General features: G+C 71.3%; 14 protein-coding genes. 6 read left to right on the top strand and 8 right to left on the bottom strand.

From position 1 onward, the window contains the following. From ABZU52_RS26170 to ABZU52_RS26200, 7 genes are all read right to left on the bottom strand, one after another. The coding region (locus tag ABZU52_RS26170; RefSeq protein WP_354973619.1) for a type I polyketide synthase at positions 1-8,831 on the bottom strand (8,831 nt) is incomplete at its 3' end. A 212-nt stretch (positions 8,832-9,043) separates the two neighbouring features. Further along, entirely contained in the window at positions 9,044-10,297 is a 1,254-nt protein-coding gene (locus ABZU52_RS26175) for a glycosyltransferase (protein WP_354973620.1), read from the bottom strand. A gap of 163 nt (positions 10,298-10,460) precedes the next feature. Next, the gene (locus ABZU52_RS26180) at positions 10,461-12,386 is read right to left on the bottom strand and encodes an AarF/UbiB family protein (protein WP_354973621.1); all 1,926 of its coding nucleotides are present in this window, start codon (positions 12,384-12,386) and stop codon (positions 10,461-10,463) included. 298 nt (positions 12,387-12,684) lie between these two features. After that, the gene (locus tag ABZU52_RS26185; RefSeq protein WP_354973622.1) at positions 12,685-13,452 is read right to left on the bottom strand and encodes a carboxyl transferase domain-containing protein; all 768 of its coding nucleotides are present in this window, start codon (positions 13,450-13,452) and stop codon (positions 12,685-12,687) included. Positions 13,453-13,522: 70 nt separating this feature from the next. Further along, the gene (locus ABZU52_RS26190) at positions 13,523-14,029 is read right to left on the bottom strand and encodes a response regulator transcription factor (protein ID WP_354973623.1); all 507 of its coding nucleotides are present in this window, start codon (positions 14,027-14,029) and stop codon (positions 13,523-13,525) included. Then, the gene (locus ABZU52_RS26195) at positions 13,996-14,154 is read right to left on the bottom strand and encodes a hypothetical protein (protein ID WP_354973624.1); all 159 of its coding nucleotides are present in this window, start codon (positions 14,152-14,154) and stop codon (positions 13,996-13,998) included. Before ABZU52_RS26195 ends, ABZU52_RS26190 begins: the two co-directional genes overlap by 34 nt. Before the next feature lie 32 nt (positions 14,155-14,186). Continuing rightward, a complete protein-coding gene (locus tag ABZU52_RS26200) occupies positions 14,187-14,909 on the bottom strand; it encodes a histidine kinase (RefSeq protein WP_354973625.1) in 723 nt (240 codons plus the stop codon). A gap of 759 nt (positions 14,910-15,668) precedes the next feature. Here ABZU52_RS26200 and ABZU52_RS26205 point away from each other — a divergent pair. The 4 genes from ABZU52_RS26205 to ABZU52_RS26220 all read left to right on the top strand — a co-directional run bounded on the left by ABZU52_RS26205 (position 15,669) and on the right by ABZU52_RS26220 (position 18,316). Beyond that, a complete protein-coding gene (locus tag ABZU52_RS26205) occupies positions 15,669-15,800 on the top strand; it encodes a keywimysin-related RiPP (RefSeq protein ID WP_354973626.1) in 132 nt (43 codons plus the stop codon). A gap of 193 nt (positions 15,801-15,993) precedes the next feature. Beyond that, positions 15,994-17,634, top strand: a complete 1,641-nt coding sequence (locus ABZU52_RS26210; protein WP_354973627.1) for an asparagine synthase-related protein — start codon at positions 15,994-15,996, stop codon at positions 17,632-17,634. Between the two features lie 8 nt (positions 17,635-17,642). Beyond that, positions 17,643-17,897 carry a lasso peptide biosynthesis PqqD family chaperone gene (locus ABZU52_RS26215; RefSeq protein ID WP_354973628.1) on the top strand — a complete coding sequence of 85 codons (255 nt, stop codon included), beginning with the start codon at positions 17,643-17,645 and terminating at the stop codon, positions 17,895-17,897. After that, complete coding sequence (locus tag ABZU52_RS26220; RefSeq protein ID WP_354973629.1) at positions 17,894-18,316, top strand: lasso peptide biosynthesis B2 protein; 423 nt, start codon at positions 17,894-17,896, stop codon at positions 18,314-18,316. Before ABZU52_RS26215 ends, ABZU52_RS26220 begins: the two co-directional genes overlap by 4 nt. Positions 18,317-18,334: 18 nt before the next feature. On the opposite strand, the gene ABZU52_RS26225 is transcribed toward ABZU52_RS26220, so the two are convergent. Continuing rightward, the gene (locus tag ABZU52_RS26225; RefSeq protein ID WP_354973630.1) at positions 18,335-18,742 is read right to left on the bottom strand and encodes an AarF/UbiB family protein; all 408 of its coding nucleotides are present in this window, start codon (positions 18,740-18,742) and stop codon (positions 18,335-18,337) included. A 447-nt stretch (positions 18,743-19,189) separates the two neighbouring features. Here ABZU52_RS26225 and ABZU52_RS26230 point away from each other — a divergent pair, with 447 nt between their 5' ends. Then, positions 19,190-19,408 carry an MbtH family protein gene (locus ABZU52_RS26230; protein ID WP_354973632.1) on the top strand — a complete coding sequence of 73 codons (219 nt, stop codon included), beginning with the start codon at positions 19,190-19,192 and terminating at the stop codon, positions 19,406-19,408. Between the two features lie 49 nt (positions 19,409-19,457). Continuing rightward, positions 19,458-20,411 (top strand): TauD/TfdA family dioxygenase, encoded by a 954-nt coding sequence (locus ABZU52_RS26235; RefSeq protein WP_354973631.1) that lies wholly within the window; start codon positions 19,458-19,460, stop codon positions 20,409-20,411. Positions 20,412-20,460 lie beyond the last annotated feature (49 nt).

Genomic DNA, 20,460 nt, shown 5'->3' on the forward strand with positions numbered 1-20,460 from the left:
GGGCGTTCCCGGTCCTGCCCGTACGTCGCCAGCTGCGCCTGCGCCTCGATCGGGTCACCGAGGGTGGTGCCGGTGCCGTGCGCCTCCACCGCGTCCACGTCCGACGGCGACAGCCCGGCCGCGTCCAGGGCGGCCCGGATGACCCGCTGCTGCGCCGGGCCGCTCGGGGCGCTCAGCCCGTTCGACGCCCCGTCCTGGTTGACTGCCGTGCCGCGTACCACCGCCAGCACCGGATGGCCGAGCCGCCGCGCGTCGCTCAGCCGTTCCAGCAGCAGCACACCGGCGCCCTCGGACCACCCGGTCCCGTCGGCCGCTGCCGCGAACGGCTTGCACCGCCCGTCCGCCGACAGCCCACCCTGGCGGCTGAACTCCACGAACGTCGTCGGGGTGGCCATCACGGCCACGCCACCGGCCAGCGCCATCGCGCACTCACCGCGCCGCAGCGACTCCGCCGCCAGGTGCAGCGCCACGAGCGACGACGAGCAGGCGGTGTCCACTGTGATGGCCGGGCCCTGGAGCCCGAAGGTGTACGCGACCCGGCCGGACAGCACGCTGCCGGTGTTGCCGGTGAGCAGGTGTCCCTCGTAGCCCTCCGGCGCGGTGGCGAACCGGCCGGCGTAGTCGTGGTACATCGCACCGGCGAACACACCGACCTGCTGGCCGTGCAGTGCGCGGGGGTCCAGGCCGGCCCGCTCGAAGGCTTCCCAGGAGATCTCCAGCAGCAGCCGTTGCTGTGGGTCCATCGCTGTCGCCTCGCGCGGGCTGATGCCGAAGAACTCGGCGTCGAAGTCGGCGACGTCGTACAGGAAACCGCCGTGCCGGGTGTACGAGTGCCCGGCGCGTTGCGGGTCCGGGTCGTAGAGGCGTTCGTCCCAGCCCCGATCGGCGGGGAACACGGAGATGGCGTCGGTCTCGGTGGCGACGAGCCGCCACAGGTCCTCGGGCGACCGCACGTCCCCGGGGTAGCGGCAGCCCATCGCGACGATGGCGATCGGCTCGTCGGCGGGCCGGACGGCGGCGGGGGCGGCGACGACGGCCGCCGCTTTGCCGGCGAGCAGGTCGTCCAGGTGGTCGGCGAGCGCCGCCACCGTGGGGTGGTCGAACACCAGCGTCGCGGGCAGCCGCAGGCCAACGGCGGCGGCGAGCTGGTTGCGCAGTTCCAGGGCGGTGAGCGATTCGAAGCCGAGCGCCTTGAACGGGCGCTCCTCGTCGATCGGGTGGTCGGCGGGGTGGCCGAGGACCGTGGCGACGGCCCGCCGCACCACGTCGCGCAGGGCGTCGCCGCGTTCGCCGGCCGGCAGGTGGCTCAACCGCCGGGTCGCCCGGGGAGTCGCGGCGGCGGGTTCGAGCCGGGCCGGCACGGCCACCGCGACGTCCAGGGCAGCGGCCCGGTCGAGGAGGTCGAGGCCCTCCTCGGTGGTGAGCGGCAGCAGACCGTTGCGGGCCAGCCGGCGCCTGTCGACGTCGCTCAGGTCGCCGGTCATGCCGCTGCGCTCGGCCCACAGGCCCCAGGCGAGGGACAGCGCGGGCCGGCCGGTTGCACGGCGGTGCTGGGCCAGGGCGTCGAGGAACGTGTTCGCCGCCGCGTACGCGGCCTGGCCGGGGCCGCCGGTGATACCGAGCACCGAGGAGAACAGCCAGAAGGCCCGCAGGTCCGCGTCGGCGGTCAGCTCGTGCAGGTGCACGGCGGCGTCGAGCTTGGGCCGCAGCACCGTCGCGACCCGCTCCGGGGTGAGTGACCCGATCACCCCGTCGTCGAGCACGCCGGCCAGGTGCACGACGGCGGTCAGGGGATGGTCGGCCGGGATGGTGGCCACTGCCGCGGCGAGGGCTTCCCGGTCACCCGCGTCGCAGGCGACGAACCGGGCGTCGACGTCGAGGTCGGCGAGTTCGCCGGCCAGGTCGGCGGCGTACCCGCGACGGCTGAGCAGCAGCAGGTGGCGGACCCCCCGGGTGGTCACCAGGTGCCGGGCGACCAGCCGGCCGAGGGTGCCGGTCCCGCCGGTGATCAGGACGGTGCCGTCCGGGTCGAGGGTTGGCGGTGTCGCGTCCACCGGCGGCATGGCCGGCACGAGCCGGGGCGCGTACGCCCTGCCGGCACGGATGGCGATCTGTGGCTGCCCCGGCGGCAGCGCGGCCGGCAGGTCGGCGTCGGGTTCCAGGTCGAGCAGCACGAACCGGTCCGGGTTCTCGCTCTGCGCGGATCGGATGAGGCCCCAGACCCCGGCGGCGGCCAGCCCGGGCACCGCGTCCGCGTCGGTGACGGCCACCGCGCCGCGCGTGACGACCACCAGCGGTCCGTCGTCGGTGGCCAGGTGCTCCTGCGCCAGGCGCAGGGCCGTGGTGGCGGCGGCGTGGGCGGCGACGGCGAGGTCCGCGCCGGCCGGCGGGTCGACAGCGACGACAGTCATCCCGGGTACGCCGTCGGCGGGCACCGGCACCTCGGTCCACTCGACCCGGTGCAGCGCGTCAGTGGCCGCGCCGAGCTGGGCGGGCGTGACCGGGCGGGCGCGCATCGACGCGACGGTCAGCACCGGGTCGCCGGTGTCGTCGTAGGCCGTCAGGGCCACCGCGTCCGGCCCGGCCGGCGTGACGCGTACCCGCAGCCCGCCGGTGGGGGTCGGCGCGTGTCGGGTCACACCGGTCCAGGCGAACGGCAGCCAGGTCCCTTCGGTGAGCCGGAACGGGCCCAGACCGAGCGCGTGCAGGGCGCCGTCGAGCAGCGCGGACGTCGCGGCAGGCGCGTCGGCGGTGGACTCGACCTCGGCGTACAGCTCGTCGCCGTGCCGCCACACCGCCCGCAGCGTCCGGAACGCCGGCCCATAACCGAACCCGTCGTCGGCCAGGTCGTCGTACCGCCCGTCCAGGTCGACGGCGACGGCTCCCGGGGGCGGCCATTCGGTGCTCGGCTCCGGTGTCGCGGCTGGGGAGCCCACGACGCCCTGGGCGTGCCGGGTCCACGACTCCCCCGTCCGGGAGTGCACCTCGAGCGTGCGCCGGCCGTCGGCGTCCGGGGCGGCGACGGCGACCTGCACCTGCACCGTCACGCCGGGCGGCAGGCGCACTGGCGACTCCAGGACCAGTTCGGCGACGGGGTCACCGGCGGCGGCGTGCAGGGCGAGTTCGAGCACTGCGGTGCCGGGCAGCAGGACGGTGTCCAGGACGGCGTGGTCGGCCAGCCACTGGTGGTCGTCGGTGGAGAGCCGGGCGGTGCAGAGGCGTCCACCGCCGGGCAGGTCGATCGTCGTGTCGAGCAGCGGGTGCCCGGCATCGGGGTGGCCGGCATCGGGGTGGCCGCCGCGACGCGGGGTCAGCCAGTAGCGTCGCCGCTGGAACGGGTAGGTGGGCAGCTCTACCCGGTGCGGGCGGTGTGGCGCGTACACCGTGGCCCAGTCGACGGGCGCGCCGTGGGTCCAGGCGCGGGCGAGCGCGGCGTGCATGTCGCTGTGGTCGCGACGCAGGGTGCCGAGGGTGAGGCCCAGGACGGGGTGCGGGCTGACCTCGATCAGCACGCCGGGCAGCGCGGCGACCGCGTCGGCGAACCGGACGGTCTGCCGCAGGTTGCGGTACCAGTAGCCGGCGTCCAGACCGGTGGTGTCGAACCGCTCGCCGGTGACGGTGGAGTGGAACGGCACCCGCGCCTCGCGCGGCCGGATGCCGGCCAACGCGGTCAGGATCTCGTCGCGGACCGCCTCCACCTGCGGCGAGTGCGACGCGTAGTCCACGGCGATCCGCCTCGCGCGCGGCTCGGCTGCCAGGAAGCGCTCGACCGCGTCGGTGTCACCGGACAGGATCGTGGAATCGGGGCCGTTGACCGCCGCCACGGACAGGTCGCCCGGATCGGGATCGGCGAACGGCACCGACACCATGCCGCCCCGGCCCGCGATCGCCCGCAACGCCCGACTGCGCAACGCGACCACCCGCGCCGCGTCCTCCAACGACAACGCGCCCGCCACGTAGGCCGCAGCGATCTCGCCCTGCGAGTGCCCGACCACGGCCGACGGCTCGACACCGTAGGAGCGCCACAACGCGGCAAGCGACACCATGACCGCGAACAGGGCCGGCTGCACCACGTCCACCCGATCCAGCGGGCCCGCCAACGCTTCGCGCAACGACCAACCGGTGTGCGCGAGCAGCGCCTCCTCGCACGCCCGCATCTCGGCCGCGAACACCGGCGACGAGTCCCACAGCTCCAGGCCCATCCCGGTCCACTGCGAACCCTGACCCGGAAACACGAACACCACCCGGCCGTCGCCGGCCCGCTGGATTCCGTCCTGGCCGACGATCGCGCGGTAGTCGAGCGCGGTACGGCCGACCGCCAGGGCGTGCGCGACGTCCACCCGCCGGACCCCGCCGGGCAGCGCGCTCAGGTTGTCGATCTGCGCGACCACCGCCTGTGGGCTCGCGCCGGAAACGATCCAGGGCGCGTCCAGATCCGTGGACGGAGCGGTGCCGTTCGGAGCGGCGTGGCTCGGCAGGTCGGCGACGGCCTCGACGATGACGTGGGCGTTGGTGCCGCTGATGCCGAACGACGACACTCCGGCCCGCCTCGGCCCGTCCCACGGCACCTCGCCGGTCAGCAACGACACCGCGCCGGCGGTCCAGCCCACATGCGGGGTCGGCGCGTCCACGTGCAGCGTGCGCGGCAGCACGCCGTGCCGCATGGCGAGCACCATCTTGATCACACCGGCGACGCCCGCGGCGGCCTGGGTGTGGCCGATGTTCGACTTCAGCGACCCCAGCCACAGCGGCCGGTCCCGCCCCGGCCCGTACGCGGCGATCAGCGCCCGCGCCTCGATCGGGTCACCGAGCGTGGTGCCGGTGCCGTGCGCCTCCACCGCGTCCACGTCCGACGCCGACAACCCCGCCGACTTCAACGCCGCCCGGATCACCCGCTGCTGGGCCGCCCCGTTGGGGGCGCTCAACCCGTTGGAGGCCCCGTCCTGGTTAACCGCCGAGCCACGCACCACCGCCAGCACCGGATGCCCGAGCCGCCGCGCGTCGCCCAGCCGCTCCAGCAGCAGCACGCCTGCGCCCTCGGACCACCCGGTCCCGTCGGCCGCCGCCGCGAACGACTTGCACCGCCCGTCGCCGGCCAGCCCGCCCTGGCGGGCGAACTCCACGAACATTCCGGGCGTCGCCATCACCGCCGCGCCGCCGGCCAGCGCCATCGTGCACTCGCCGCGCCGCAGCGACTCCACCGCCAGGTGCAGCGCCACCAGCGACGACGAGCAGGCGGTGTCCACTGTCAGCGCCGGCCCGTGCAGGCCGAGCGCGTACGCCACCCGGCCGGACGCCACGCTGGGGGTGGTGCCGGTCAGCCGGTGCCCCTCGGTGCCCTCGGCCGGCTCGTCGAGCGCCGGCCCGTAGCCGAGCGGGCTCAGGCCGAAGAACACCCCGGCGTCGCCGTCCGGGCGCATCCCGGCGCGTTCGAACGCCTCCCAGGACAGTTCGAGCAGCAGGCGTTGCTGCGGGTCCATCGCGACGGCCTCGCGCGGGCTGATCCCGAACAGCTCGGCGTCGAACCCGGCCGCGTCGTAGAGGAAACCGCCCCGGCCCTCGCCCTGCCAGCCCCGGTCGGCCGGGAATTCCCCGATGGCGTCGACCCCGTCGGTGACCAGTCGCCACAGGTCGTCCGGCGAGCTGACCCCACCGGGGTAGCGGCAGGCCATGGCGACGATCGCGATCGGCTCGCCGGAAGCCGCGGTGGTCGGCACGCCCACCGTCGGCGTGGCGGCGCCAACCGGTGCGCCTTCTGGCCGCGTGGCGCCGGGCGGAGGCGCGCCCCGCGCCGGTGTGTCGGTGGGCGGCGCACTCGCCGCCGGTGTGACGGTGGACGACACGCTCTCCGTTGCCGTGACGCCCCGGAGGTGGTTGGCCAGGCGCTCCGGCGTGGGGTGGTCGAACAGGTCGGCGCTGGCGAGGGAGACCCCGGTCGCCGTGCTCAGCCGGGCCGCCAGCTCGACGAGCGCCAGCGAGCCGAGGCCGAGGCCGTGGAAGGACGTACCGACGTCCGGGTCCGCCACGCCCAGGGCGGCGAGTTCGGCGCGGACGAGGTCCCGCACGTCGCCGTCGAACCGTGGCGGCGCGGGCGTCGGCGTGCCGGTGACGACGGGCTTCTCGCCGAGCCAGTACCGCTGCCGCTGGAAGGCGTAGGTGGGCAGCGACACGCGTCGGGGCGCGTACGGCCGGAAGTACCCGGCCCAGTCCACGTCCTGCCCGGTGCAGTGCAGCGTGGCGAGCGCGGTGGCGACCGCCGTGCTGTCGTCCAGGTCGCGCCGCAGCAGGGGCACGACTGTGGCGTCCCGCCCGGCGAGGCATTCGCGGGCCATCGCGCTGAGGACGCCGTCGGGCCCGAGTTCCAGCAGGCGGGTGATCCCCGCGTCGTGCAGGGCGGCGACGCCGTCGGCGAACCGTACGGTGTCGCGGGCCTGCCGCACCCAGTGCTCGGCGGTGAACGTCGTCACCTCCGCGCCGGTGACGTTGGAGAGCACCGGGACGGTCGGCGGCGCGTACGACAGCCCCCGCGCCACAGCGGCGAACCGGTCCAGCATCGGCTCCAGCAGCGGGGAGTGGAACGCATGGCTGACTGGCAGGTCCCGGGTCCGGCGCCCCCGCTCGCGCAGCCGCGCCGCGACCCGGGCCACGGCCGCCCGGTCGCCGGAGAGGACGACGGCGGCGGGGCCGTTGACCGCGGCAACAGTCGCCCGGCCGTCCGCCGCGTCCAGCAGGGTGGCGACCTCGTCCTCGGTGGCCTCGACGGCCGTCATCGCCCCGCCGTCGGGCAGTTCCCCCATCAGTCGCCCGCGCGCCTCGACGAGCGTGCACGCGTCGTCGAGGGTGAGCACACCGGCGACGTGGGCGGCGGCGATCTCGCCGACCGAGTGGCCGAGCAGCCGGTCCGGGCGCAGCCCCCACGACTCGGCGAGCCGGTAGAGGGCCACCTCGACGGCGAACAGGGCGGGCTGGGTGACCTCGGTGCGGTCCAGCCGGGACACCGGGGGCGCGGCGAAGATCTCGTCCCGCAACGACCCGCCGGTGCGCGCGTCGAAGCGGGCGGCGACGTCGTCGAGCGCGGCGGCGTACACCGGGAACTCGGCGTACAGGCCGGCGGTCATGCCCGGTCGCTGCGCGCCCTGCCCGGTGAAGAGGAACGCGAGGCCGCCGGCGGACGGGGTGCCGTGCAGCACGCCGGGCGCCGACCGGCCGTCGGCCAGCGCGGTGAGCCCGGCGGTCAGGGCGGCGCGGTCGGGCCCGACGACCGCGGCCCGTACCGGGAAGGCCGTGCGGGTCACGGCGAGTCCGTGACCGACGTCGGCGAGCGTCGCCTCCGGGTTGCGCTCCAGCCGGGACAGCAGGGACCGCGCCTGGTCCCGCAACGCTTCCCGGGTACGCGCGGAGAGCAGCCACGGCGCGGCGCTCATCGGCGGCGCGGGGTCGTCCGGCGCGGTGCTCCTCGACAGCGCCGGTTTCCCCGGGTGCTCGGCGTTCTCCGGGTGCGCGGCGTTCCCCGGGTGCGCGGCGTTCCCCGGGTGCGCGGCGTTCCCCGGGTGCGCGGCGTTCCCCGGGTGCGCGGCGTTCTCCGGGTGCGCGGCGTTCGGGCCGGGCCCGACCAGCACGTGGCAGTTGGTGCCGCCGATGCCGAACGAACTGACGCCGGCCAGGAACGGCCGCTGCCAGCCGGTGCGCTCGGTGACCACCCGCAGGTTCCGCTCCGCCAGCGGGACGTCCGGTCGCTCGGCGGTGAAGTTCAGGCTGGGCGGCAGCTCGCCGTGTCGCATCGCGAGCACCACCTTCAGCAGGCCGGTGATGCCAGCAGCGGCCTCCAGGTGGCCGACGTTCGTCTTGATCGAGCCGACCAGCAGCGGCAACCCGCCCGGCCGGCCGGCGGCGACCGCGCCCAGCGCGGTGGCCTCGACCGGATCGCCGCGGCGGGTGCCGGTGCCGTGCAGCTCGACGTAGCGCAGCTCGGCCGGCTCGACGCCGGCCTGGGCGCAGGCGAGGCGGACGACCTCCTCCTGGGCGCGCGCCTCCGGCACGGTGAGACTCGGCCCTCCACCGTCGTTGTTCACCGCGCTGCCCCGGATGACGGCGCTGACCACGTCCCCGTCCGAAAGAGCGGCGGCGAGCGGTTTGAGGACCATCATCGCGCCGCCCTCGGCCCGCACGAAGCCGTTGGCGTCGGCGTCGAAGGCGCGGGACCTGCCGTCCGGCGACAGTGCCCCGGTGCGGGCCACGATCAGCGCGTTCTCGACGGTGAGGTTCAGGTTGACGCCGCCCGCCACCGCGACGGCCGACTCGCCCCGGCGCAGGCTCTCGCAGGCCAGGTGCACGGCGACGAGCGAGGACGACTGGCCGGTGTCGACGACCATGCTGGGCCCGCGCAGGCCCAGGGCGTACGAGATCCGGTTGGCGATCATGGCGCGCTGCTGGCCGGTGAAGGAGTGCGCGGAGATCTCGCCGCGCCCCCGACGGTCGAGCAGCAACGCGTAGTCGTTGCCGGTCGCGCCGACGAAGACCCCGGCCGGCCCGGTGAGCCGCGTGGGCACCAGGCCGGCGTCCTCCAACGCCTCCCAACCGAGTTCGAGGGCCAAACGTTGCTGCGGGTCCATGGCGGCGGCCTCGCGGGCCGAGATGCCGAAGAACGCCGGGTCGAAGTGGTCGACCTGCTCCAGGAAGCCGCCGAAGCCGACCCCCCAGGTGGTCTCGGCCCAGCGGTCGACGGGGGTACGGCCGACCGTGCTCGCGCCGGAGCTCAGCAGACGCCACAGAGAATCGGGATCAGGGGCCTGCGGCAGTCGGCAGGACGCTCCGATCACGGCGATTTCCATGACGGAATTCATGACGCGTTCTCAACTCTCTCAACTCCGGTGGCCGCGCCGATATCACCCATCCTCGGCGGACCTGGGAAGTGCATTGTCGCGAGTGGTTCACGACAGTGAGAACCGGAGTTCGAAAACTTACTTTTGAGAATCGGGGTGCGTCAATGCAGGTATCTGATTACCCGGAATTTGAACGCGCCACAACGGCATATCGAAGAACTTTATGCGCCGCCCTTCGATGCGGTCACCTGCTCCAGCACCCGCAGTACGCCGAGGGCGCCGTCCTCCCGCGCCAGCCGGCCGGCCACATCCGTCGCGCGTCGTCGGTAGTCCGGGTTGCCGGTGGCCTCGGTGAGCGCCGCGGCGAGCCGGTCCGCGGTCAGCTTCCGGAACGGGATCACCTCCGGGGCGACACCCAGCCGTTCGAGTCGCCGCGCCCAGAACGGCTGGTCCACCATGAACGGCACCGGGACGGTGGGCACCCCGGCGCGCAGACCGGCGGCAGCGGTTCCCGCACCGGCGTGGTGCACCACCGCGGCCATCTGCGGGAACAGCCAGTCGTGCGGCACCTCGGACACGGTGAACACGTCGTCACCCGCCGCCCGCAGACCAGCCCAGCCGCTGTTCACCACCGCCCGCCGGCCACTGGCCCGCAGCGCGTCGACGACAAGCGCGGACAGGGCGTCGGAATCCACGGCGGGCATGCTGCCGAACCCGATGTAGACCGGCGGCGGGCCGGCCGCGATGAAGTCGACAAGATCGGCGTCGGGCTTGGCGTCCGGGTCGGGCGCCGGCCACCAGTAGCCCACCGTGTGGTTCCACTCTGGCCAGTCGGCAGGCTGCGGCACCACGGTCGGGCTGTAGCCGTAACAGATCGGCCAGCGTGCCGCGTCGACCTGGGCCAGCCAGGCGTCCGGCGTCAGCACCGGCAGGTCCAGCTCGGCGCGCAGCTGGTCGACGACCGCACGGAACGGCTTCTGCCCCATGCTGCGCAGCGACGTCGCCGCCTTCCGGTTGCCCCACCCACCCAGCGACCGGGTGGTGACGGTCGGCGGCGGGAACTCCCGGGTCGGGGTCAGGGGCTGCAGGTAGACGCCCATGCTCGGCAGGCGCAGCCCCTCGGCCACGTGCGCGCCGATCCAGCCGGCCGGCGTGAGGAGCACGACGTCCGCCTGCCGCGCCGCCGCGAGCATCGCCTCCGCCATCGGCCGGGCGTGCTCGGCCACCACCTTGTTGACCGCGAGCGTCACCTTCAACGGGTTGGTGGTGCCACTCGCCGCGAGCCGGGAGGTCATCTCCTCCTGAGTGTCCAGCGGCAGCACGTGGAAACCCAGCCCGCGACTGCGTACCAGATTCTCGAAGAGGGCGTGGGTCGCGAGAGTGACGTCGTGCCCCTCCTCCCGCAGGCGCACGCCCAGCCCGGTGTAGGGCGCGACGTCGCCACGACTGCCAACCGCCATGATCACAATACGCATCAAGATTCCCCAGTCACCCGTTGGAAGGCCAGTGGCAGGAGCGGGACGCAGCAGTACGTGCGGTGAGCGAAGAATCTGCTCGGCGTCGCGCAACACAAATGGGTCTCCGGTAGCTCACGCGGGAGCCACCACGTCGGCGTCGTGAACCCGCTCGGACAACAGCTCATCGCCTGCCCCACAAACCCGCTATCGTCAACAACACGGCCAGCAGTCCGATGCCGAGTAACCCGACCTGACTGAGCACAGCGCTCGCGGCCGGAGGCAGGTCCACGAGAGGCTTCACACCCAGGCTGAGCTGGAGCAGCAGCAGAACCACCGCGGTCAAGCCGATCGTCGCGGCGGCGAGCCGGACCACCACCGCAGAGTGCGGCTTGGATGGAGACGCCATCCCGCTGTCGCGTTCGTGCCACGCATCCGGGCTGCCGAACAGGCCGCGACTCCGCAACATCCTCGCCAACCCGGAGGCCAAGCCGGCCACGTCGTCGAACATCGACTTTGGGCTGGCCCAGCCACGAATCCGGTCGTGAAACTCGGCGACGACCAAGCGGCGACACTCTGTGATCATATTGAATCGGGGCGCCAGCCGAGCGATGCTGCCGTGCATGGTGATCAGGCAGCGCGCCACGGCCGCCATCGCGGGCGGAATCCCGAGACCGAATCGCGCCGTGAGCTTGAAGAGTTCCGAGATCATTTCCATGTCCGGTATCGCCCCGGACGCGACGTAGCGATCCAGAAACTTCGCTACTGCTCGCTGAAATGCTCGCCTGTCCAGGCCATCGGCGGACGTGGTCAGCTTGAGCAACGCATCGCAGACCGCCGCGGCGTCCTGGAGTTCCACCGCGGCGAGGAGGCTACGGAAAGCCAGTCGGGAACGCTCGTCCAGGCGCCCGACGATCCCGAAATCGATCAGTCCAATCCGGCCGTCGGACAGGATCATGATGTTGCCCGGGTGTGGATCGGCATGGAAGACCCCGGTAACGACGATCTGCCGCAGCACACAGCGAAAGAGTATCCGGGCCAGTTCCATGCGGTCATGGCCCCGGCTGTCGATCGCGCTCTGGTCCGCCGTCAGCGGGATGCCCTCCAAGCGCTCCATGACGATCAGGCGCCGGGTTTTCGGGGTGTCGTATACGTGCGGCATAACCGTGCCGTTGGCCGACCCACCGAACCCGACGGCACGGACTGCGGCAATGTTCCCAGCCTCAATCCGAAAGTCCAACTCCTCGTACATCGCGGCGGCGAACCCTACCGCGAGTTGCCGCACCCCTAAAGCCCGCATCCGCTTGGAGAAGAGGTGAGCGATGTTGGCTATGCGGAAGAGCGCCCGTAGGTCCGTCCTGAGGGCCGTTTCGATCCCCGGGCGCTGGACCTTGATCACCACATCGGCGCCAGACCGAAGTCGCGCCCGGTACACCTGCGCCACCGAGGCCGCGGCCATCGGCTCTTGATCGATCCCGGCGAACACGGACTCTGGTGAGCCGCCCAATTCATCTCTCAGCACCTGGTACATCTGCGGCCACGGCACCGGCCGAACGTCGTCCTGCAACCGGGCCAGTTGCTGACGCAACTCGGGCGGGAAGAGGTCGACGCGGGTGGATAGCGTCTGCCCCAGTTTGATGAAGGTGACGCCACCACTCTCCATGGCCTGGCGCAACTCCGCCGCGCGTCGGGTCCGGAACTCTCGGTCGAGGTGCTCGTTGCGGCGGGTGGCCCAGACGTACCGCAGGAGCGCCATCGCCACCCTGCCGAGCCGGCGACGAGGCACGCCTGAGGAGCAGCCGTCGGCGCGCATGTCGTTTCGTCCGGTGGCACCACGCCGGTCGCCGGCCACTGTGCCCGGTGCAGGCGCCAGCAGCAGGGCGCCTGCGGTCACGAGCATCGCCACGGCGACGCCAAACAGCGCGCCAGGCCAACCCGGCAGCAACGCGACGAGGACCGCCGCCACCGCCGCCCCCATGGCGGCCGTCAGGGCCGGCCGCAAACCGTACGGCCGAGGGCCGGCCCGGTTGCGCAGCCTCAGCGCGAACCTGATCAGCCAACCACCGAAGCCGGCCAGGAGACCACCGATCGACATGATCACGGAAGCCATCGGTACTCCGGAAATCCGTCGACGATCCCGGTATGCCGGGATTCGGACGAAGCAGACGTTAGTCCGTCGAAGGGACGACAAGAATGCCAGTTCGAACTTTCTGCTGTCGCGTGACAGCGTACGGTTACCACACCGCAGCGGAATCTCGTCGAGTCCCGGTCCGGTGCTGCACCGCCCCCGGTGTCGCTATCCCTCCTTCGGCAGGAACTTGTTGCGGAGCCGGGTAGCTGCCGGGCTATCGCCCCTGGTCCTCGGTCCTCACAGGTGCCGTACAGCCGGTGCTCCCGGCGCGCCAGGCTCACGATGGCGGGTCGTCTCCACCTCGCCGGCGGGGTACGGGAGATCGACGCTCCCGCACTGCGTGATGACCAACCTGTCTGAACAGTTGGCCGACAGGCGTGGGGCGTCCCGCCGTGCCAAGGAGCGACACGAGGACACGTGCCCGCCGGAGCGCGGCGGACTCGTTCGGTGCCACAACGTGTTCCACCCTCGAACCGTCGTCCGCGAGGGGACCTACTCCGGTCGTGATCACCACATCACCGAGCGCGGACCCGGGAACCGTGTCGAGGTTCGATGGTCCTAGTACGACAGAGATCGAGGGAGTCTTGCCCACCGCGCGCGCCCTGGCCGCGAAGACCTGACCGACACTATCGTCCGTGGCGGCGGTCGCGCCCGAGCGCAGGTTTGTGGGATGCCAGATACCCACAATGGGCAGTTTCTCGGCCACCGCCGCCTCGATCGCCGCGACGAGGCGGGCGCAGCCACCCGTTCCGAGGACACCTCCCGTCGCCTGCTGGGCGTAGGCGAAGGCTACGACAGGCATTCCTTCGACGAGGCCGCGCGCCGCGACGACCTCGCCGTCGAGTGGCATCAGCGGCCGCAGCGAGCACGCATCAAAGAGCCGGGCGAGTAATCCAATCGGCTCTAGCGGATCCGGACGCGCGCCAGCCGCGCTGCCAGCGTCAATTGTGACGGTCATTGCCGACCCGCCGAACGGCTGTAGATAGGGCGCACGGGTCCTCCTCCACGGAGTTCGCGCCGAGGGTGTCATTGAGATCCGGACCATTCCGCGAACGAAACGTGCGATCCGCAGCAACGATAAGACATCTCCGAACCCCGAACAACGACGGCACAAATTATTGGATGCGACGCCCACCGCCGCGCGGGCCACTGCCTACCATCGATGGGTAGGTACGCTCGTGATTCGCTGATTGGATGTTTGCGATGTGTGTTTTCGCCGTTCCGGCGGAGATGAGCAGTTGGGCGCCGATCTGCGCGTTGGTCAACCCCTGGGCGACCAGCCGTACGATATCGGTCTCCCGGGCGGTCAGCGGGTTCGGCAGCGCCGGCTGACGGACAGCCTCGACCGCTTGCAGAAGCCGCACGGTGATCTGCGGACTGATCAACGCGTCGCCGGCCACGGCCGCACGGACGCCCTCCACCAGCGCGGGCCCAGACCGCTTCAGCAGGAAACCACAGGCGCCGTTACGCAGGGCGGCGTACACGTACTCGTCCAGGTCGAATGTGGTGACAACTACGACGCGCATCCCCGCGGCGGTGAGGAGCCTGGTCAGCTCGAGGCCATCCATGCTCGACATCCGGATGTCGGTCAACACGACGTCCGGTCGCAGCCGCATCGCCATCGCCAGTGCGTCACGCCGTCGGCCGCCTCACCCACCACGGTGATGTCTGGCTGCGAGTCCAGGACGAGACGAAAGCCGCTGCGGACGTCCGGTTGGTCGTCGGCGAGCACCACCCGGCTCGTCACGCGGTGCCTCCCGGAATCACCGCGACGACCTCTCAGCCGCGCTCGCACGGCCCAGCCGAAAGCGTACCGCCACCGTTGACGATCAGCTCCCGCAGCCCCTGCAGGCCGTTACCGCCCGACTCGGTGGCACGCGGGTGCGTGGGCGGGTGGGACGTCTCCGCCATGTCGTTGCACACCCGCACCTGCACGCCCGAGGCGTTGCCGGTTACGGACACGTCGACGTGGGTCGCCGTCGGGGCATGCCGGCGGACGTTTGTCAGCGCCTCGACCGCGACCCGGTACGCCGTCGCGGCGGCGTGCTGCGGCACGTCCCTCGTCCGCGCTGTCTGCACGAGCCGTGCGTCGATGTGGCCCCCAGCGCGAAACCGCTCGATCACGGCCGGCAAGTCGTCCAGCGTGGGTGGCGGCTCCACCGCGCGGTCGTTGGACTCGTGCAACATGCGGATGACCCGGTCCATCGTCGTCAGCGCGGCCAGTCCCGTCGCCTCGATGCGCGCGAGCGCCGGACCCGCTGCGTCCGGCCGGCTGTCGGCGACGAAGCGAGCCGCCTGCGCCTGACCGATGATCCCGCTGATGTCATGAGCGACGAAGTCGTGCAGGTCACGCGCCAGTTTGAGGCGCTGAGCACGGCGGGCCTGCTCCACCTCGGCGACGCGCTGACGCGCCATCAGCCGCGGATAGCCACCGACAACCAACGCGACCACCGCCGGCGAGGTCCAGAAGACCGAGGCGACGACCCGGTCCGGCATGGCCATCGCCGCGGTCTCCGGCCACGGCCACAACGCCATCGCGGCCGAGGCGAGCAGGGCCGCCGGTGCGACGTGTCGGCGCGGTGCCCACCGCACGGCAACTGCCAGGAGGACCGCGAGCCCGCCCGGCACGACCGCGTCAAGGTAGGGCAGGTCACGGTGCCGAATGACGAAGGACTGCGCAGCTGGCTCGCGCAGCGATCCATCCGAGGTAGCGGCATGCTGCACGGGTCATGCTGCCATGGTAGGCAAACTCCCTTTATGACGGTGGCCATCGGCTCCGGATAGCTCGGCGCAAGCCGACCGAGTGCGCCGGGCCGATGTCGACACGCGGTTCCTCGGCGCGCGGGGTGCCGGTTCGGGGTTATGCCGGATGTCGTGCCGCAGGTCGCAGGTTTGGACTCCGACTGCCGGATGCTTCACCATCGGCGCCGATTCGGCCGACACCGGGTTAGCTGCGCAGACATCTGGGGTGGCGCGTGGCGTCCACAGCAGGGGGCCAGCACGTGATCGTCGTCAATCACCCGTGGTCACCCTCGGCGAATCACGTACACGCGTCAGCTTAAGATTTCCGAAACGTGAGACGAATTCGCGACTTCGCCAGCGGTCGCGCACGAAGGCCGAAGCGACACTCTCCGGTTTGGTGGAGAAGCAACGCACGGGTTCGAAGTCAAGAACGATTAGCAAGCTGCTATGCGTGGTCCCACTCCCCTGCTGTGACATCTAGGCTGACGGAGCCGGCCGGAACACCCATAGGAGGAAGCAATGAACAACAGCAACCGGAACAAAAACCTGTACGAGAGCCCGTCCTTCACCAAGGTGGGCAGCTTCCGCAAGCTGACTGGCTTCAGTGTCACCACAATCAGTGCGGAACTTTTCGTGCGTCGCTTCATCTGACGGAATGAGCATGCCAGGCCCCAATGGATATTCCTTCTTCGTTGTGCTACCCGACAGCGAGGCTTTGGCCGGCGTGGCCTGGCATCCGTCACTGGCAGGGCCTGATATTCAGACCCTTCGCCACATGACCGGGCGCCCGTGGATCATCGGCCGATGGTCCACGGGTGAGCTCGTCGCCACCACGCACGGACCCATGCGAGTTGCGCTGATCGGCCAGTTTGGCGCCCGAGAAGAGGACCTTGCTCGTCTCGCGGCCGGAGCTACCGATGTCACCGACATGGACCACGTCCACGACGTGCCCGGTTCGTTCGCCATCGTCGCGGCAGCCGGTGACGCCCTCAGGGTCCAGGGCACCGCGTCCGGATGGCATCGTGTCCACCACGCCGAGATCAACGGCTGCACGGTGGCGGCGAGCCGGGCGGACCTGCTCGCCACGCTGATCGGTGCGGAGCCCGCGACCAGCGCACTCGCGATCCGGCTGCTCGAGCCGGTGCCGTATCCGCTCGGCGAGGCGCCGATGTGGCCGGACGTGACAGCCGTCGACCCGTACGACTATCTACTCGTCACCGGTCACGGCCGGCACGCCCGCAGCGTGCGGTGGTGGTCGGCGCCGGAGCCCTCGCTCGATCTCGCCGACGGCGCCCAAGCCGTGCGCGCGGCCCTCAGCTCAGCCGTGGACGCTCGGGTGCGGCCCGGACAGCGGATGAGCACCGATCTGTCCGGCGGATACGATTCCACCGCGCTGGCCTTCCTGGCCGCCGGCAAGGCCGCCGACCTCGTGGCCTGCACGGCCCACAGTGACGATCCGCTCTCCGACGAGCTCGGCTGGGCCCGCCTGGCGGCATCCCACCTACGACTCCGGGAGCATGTTGTGCTGCCGCCGAAGGAGTTCACTCTGCCGTACGCCGAGATGGGCATCGGCGAGGACGTCCTCGACGAGCCATCGATGATGGTCCCGTACCGAGGTCGTGCCATGTCCACCATTCGGCGGATGGCTCGCACCGGCTCTGCGATGCACCTCACCGGCTTCGGTGGTGACCAGCTCTTCACCGGCAGCCCGATCTACCTCCAGCGGCTGATCAGACGGTCCCCTCGACGAGCCGTCGCGAACCTGCGTGGCTACCGAGCCCTGTTCTCTTGGCGACGCGGCGCCCTCCTGCGTGAACTGCTCGACCACCGATCACTGCGAACCAGCCTGCTCGACGTGAACCTGGACGAGCCGCCGGTCGTCGACATCACCATCCCGAGCCTCGGCTGGGTTCCGACGCCGCGGGTTCCGCCCTGGCTGACACCGATGGCGCGAGACATGGTCACCGAGGCTCTCCACGCGGCTGCGACCTCTGCCGTTCCGCTGGCCGAGGAGAAGGGCGTACACCTAGAGCTGCACGGGATCCGCGCCGCGACCCGCGAGGTGAGCGTCCTGGACGCCATGGCGCGGACCGTCGGCCTGCCTCTGGCCGCACCATTCTTCGACGATCACGTGGTCGCGGCGGCGTTCTCGGTCCGCGCGGAGGAACGTGTTACCCCGTATCGGTACAAGCCGTTACTGGCGGAGGCCATGCGCGGCATCGTTCCGGATGAGTGTCTTGACCGCCAGACCAAGGCTCAAGGCGGAGTCGAGGGCACCGAGGGACTGCGTCAGGAGCGGGTCCGGCTCGCGCGCCTCTGGGAGGATTCCCGCCTCGCCGATCTCGGCCTGATCGACGCCGGCCGGCTGCGCCAGCTGTGCTCGACCCCCTCCGCCCCCGAGTTGGCGGACGGAGCGCTGCTCAGCACGATCGCCTGCGAGTCGTGGCTCCGCGCCCGGCCCGCATCCATCCACCCGAGGCATTAAGGGAACCCATGAACCTTCGTCTACACGACGATGTCACCCTCACCGAGACCGACTTCGGAGCCGTGCTGCTGCATCAACGGCAGGGAACGTACTGGCGGCTCAACCCCAGCGGTGCCTTGATCGTCAGGAGCCTGCTGGGCGACTCCGACGCCGAGAGCGCGGCACAACAGCTCGTCGAGCAGTACGACGTAGACCTGGATCAAGCGCGCCGTGACGTCGAGTCGCTGGTGGCCGCCATGCGGGTAGCGGGTGTGTTCCGATGACCTTCGAGATGGCCGTCCGCCGTGGGCCGCGCGATCCCTCGCTACGCCGTCGCCTGCTGACCAGGACGGCGATCATTCTCGGGCACGTGCTCCGGCCCCTTCCGCCGGCGCTGCTGGCGAAGGTCCTGCGCGGGGTCAGTCGCGGCGCCCGGGCGGCCACCTACGAGGAGGCGAAGGCCGGTCGCGACCGGGTGATGTCGGCCAGCCTGGGGATGAACGCGCTGCAGGCATGCCTGCAGCGGTCATTGGCCGTGGCTCTGCTGTGCCGGATGTCCGGCTACTGGCCGACCTGGTGTGCCGGGGTACGCCGGAGCGAGCCGTTCACCGCCCACGCCTGGGTAGAGGTTGCGGGCCGTAGCGTCGGCGAGCCGGGGGTGTCCGAGCAGTTCGTGGCCCTGGTCAGAGTCGACGTCGGGTAGCAGCCACCGCCCGCTGGGTCACCGGTACACCTGCGCCACCGAGGCGGCCGCGATCGGCTCCTCGTCGATGGCAGTGAACGCCGACTCCGGCGAGCCGTTCAGCTCCTCCGAAAGCACCTGACGAATGTGGGGCCACGGCGCCGGGCGCACGTCGTCCTGCAATCGCGCCAGCTCGGTACGCAACTCGGCCGGGAAGAGGTCGGGCCGTGTGGACAGCGCCTGGCCCAGTTTGATGAACGTCACGCCGCCGCATTGCAGGGCGAGACGTAGCTCCGACGCCCGGCGCGTCCGGCGTTCACGTTCCAGATGCCCGTCCCGGCGGCAGGCCCACAGATATCGCAGAACCGCCGCCAGCACCTTGAGGAACCGGCCCCGCGGCGCTCCGCGGGCGCGGAAAACGCCGATCGGCATGATCACGGAAGTCATGAATACTCCGGAAGCCTGTCGATGATTCCAAAATACCGGGATCGGACGGTCCCGACGGTAATCATCGATCGACGTACACCGAAGCCCGGTTCGAAATTTCTGTTGCCGGTTTCCGCCAAGCCCGGCCGGTCCCTACCATCGCAGCACCGGCGCCGTTATCTGCCGCGGCGCACGAGCTTGGTCCGGGCCGGCGCGACGACCTGTTTGACCCCCTCCAGCAGGGCCAGTGCGGCCGTGCGGCGGGCAGCGCCGACTGCCCCTCCCAGGTGAGCTGCACGCTCGGCTCCCGCACCGTGACGAAGGCCCGCAGATCGCTTCCCTGCACGGCCCATCAATGGGGCGCGGAGGCGAAAAAGAGTTTTTGATCCGCCCCTGTGGGCCGGCCGGTGGCTGTTTACCGTGAGCGGGCACATCCGTTTTGGTGAATCATTGAAAGGCAGGCAGGCCGTGTCGAACCCCTTCGAGGACCCGGACGGACGTTTCTACGTTCTGGTCAATAACGAGGATCAGCACTCACTCTGGCCGGCCTTCGCAGCCGTGCCGGAGGGCTGGACGGTCCGTTTCGGCGAGGATTCCCGGGAGGCGTGCCTCGCGTACGTCGAGGAGAATTGGACCGACATGCGTCCGAAGAGCCTGATCCACGCCATGGAAGGCGCCGCGTCCTGACAACGCGACCCCGACCCCGTTTCGACCGGAGGTACGAACAGTGACGCCGGTGCCTCACCTCCAACTGACCAGTGCGACCGGCCAGGTCCCGGTGGCGGTCGCGGACGAGCCGGCCGAACCCAGACAGTGGTTCGAGGACAACCGCCTCGCCGTGGCCGACCTGCTGGCCGGGCACGGCGCAGTGGTCGTCCGCGGGCTGGTATGGGCGGACACCGCGACGTTCGGGCAGCTCGCCGAGACCGCCTTCGGTCCGCTGATGGTCGAGCGCGAAGGCTTCGCAAAGCGGGACGACTTCGGTTCCGGCGTCTACTCCGGCACGGAGTGGACGCCGGACTTCCCCATGTGTATGCACCACGAGCTCAGCTACACCGCGGCCCCGCCCCGGTATCTGATGTTCGGATGCGTCCAGCCGCCCGCCAAGGGCGGCGTCACCGGCCTGTCCGACTCCCGGGTGATCCTGGAGCAGCTGCCGCCGACGATGGTCTCAGAGTTCACCGCCCGCGGCTGGCAGCTGACCCGCAACTACAACTCCGAGACCGGCGTGACTTGGGCCGAGGCGTTCGGGCTGAGCAGCCGGGCCGAGGTCGAGGCCTACTGCGACCGGCACGGCATAGCCTGGCAGTGGCGGTCCGGCGGCGGGTTGCGCACGACCCAGCGGCTCACCGCGATCGTCGAGCACCCGGCCGACGGGTCCGCCCGCTGGTTCAATCAGATCGCGTTCCTCAACAAGTGGACCCTCGATCCGCTGATTCGCGATTTCCTCATTTTCGAGTACGGCGAGGACGGGCTGCCGTTCGACACGAGCTTCGGTGACGGCACGCCGATCAGCGCGGACATCGTCGAAACCATCAACGCGGTGTACGAGGCGAACACGCTCCGCGAGCCTTGGCAACGCGGGGACCTGCTCCTCGTGGACAACGTCGCCATGGCGCACAGCCGGGAGGTCTTCGAGGGCGACCGGCAGATCGTCGTCGCGATGGCCACGCCGGCGACGCTGCGCTGACCACAACGAGACGGGCGGGGGGGGGCGGCCCACGGGGAGTTGGGGGCGC

It is taken from the genome of Micromonospora sp. NPDC005220, assembly GCF_040607895.1.
GTDB lineage: Bacteria > Actinomycetota > Actinomycetes > Mycobacteriales > Micromonosporaceae > Micromonospora.

What these genes read in the sequence shown, in the direction of transcription:
- ABZU52_RS26175 (WP_354973620.1), bottom strand. Translation starts at nt 10,297, where the DNA reads ATGCGTATTGTGATCATGGCGGTTGGCAGTCGTGGCGACGTCGCGCCC.
- ABZU52_RS26180 (WP_354973621.1), bottom strand. Translation starts at nt 12,386, where the DNA reads ATGGCTTCCGTGATCATGTCGATCGGTGGTCTCCTGGCCGGCTTCGGT.
- ABZU52_RS26185 (WP_354973622.1), bottom strand. Translation starts at nt 13,452, where the DNA reads ATGGTCCGGATCTCAATGACACCCTCGGCGCGAACTCCGTGGAGGAGG.
- ABZU52_RS26190 (WP_354973623.1), bottom strand. Translation starts at nt 14,029, where the DNA reads ATGGCGATGCGGCTGCGACCGGACGTCGTGTTGACCGACATCCGGATG.
- ABZU52_RS26200 (WP_354973625.1), bottom strand. Translation starts at nt 14,909, where the DNA reads ATGGCCATGCCGGACCGGGTCGTCGCCTCGGTCTTCTGGACCTCGCCG.
- ABZU52_RS26205 (WP_354973626.1), top strand. Translation starts at nt 15,669, where the DNA reads ATGAACAACAGCAACCGGAACAAAAACCTGTACGAGAGCCCGTCCTTC.
- ABZU52_RS26210 (WP_354973627.1), top strand. Translation starts at nt 15,994, where the DNA reads ATGCGAGTTGCGCTGATCGGCCAGTTTGGCGCCCGAGAAGAGGACCTT.
- ABZU52_RS26215 (WP_354973628.1), top strand. Translation starts at nt 17,643, where the DNA reads ATGAACCTTCGTCTACACGACGATGTCACCCTCACCGAGACCGACTTC.
- ABZU52_RS26220 (WP_354973629.1), top strand. Translation starts at nt 17,894, where the DNA reads ATGACCTTCGAGATGGCCGTCCGCCGTGGGCCGCGCGATCCCTCGCTA.
- ABZU52_RS26225 (WP_354973630.1), bottom strand. Translation starts at nt 18,742, where the DNA reads ATGACTTCCGTGATCATGCCGATCGGCGTTTTCCGCGCCCGCGGAGCG.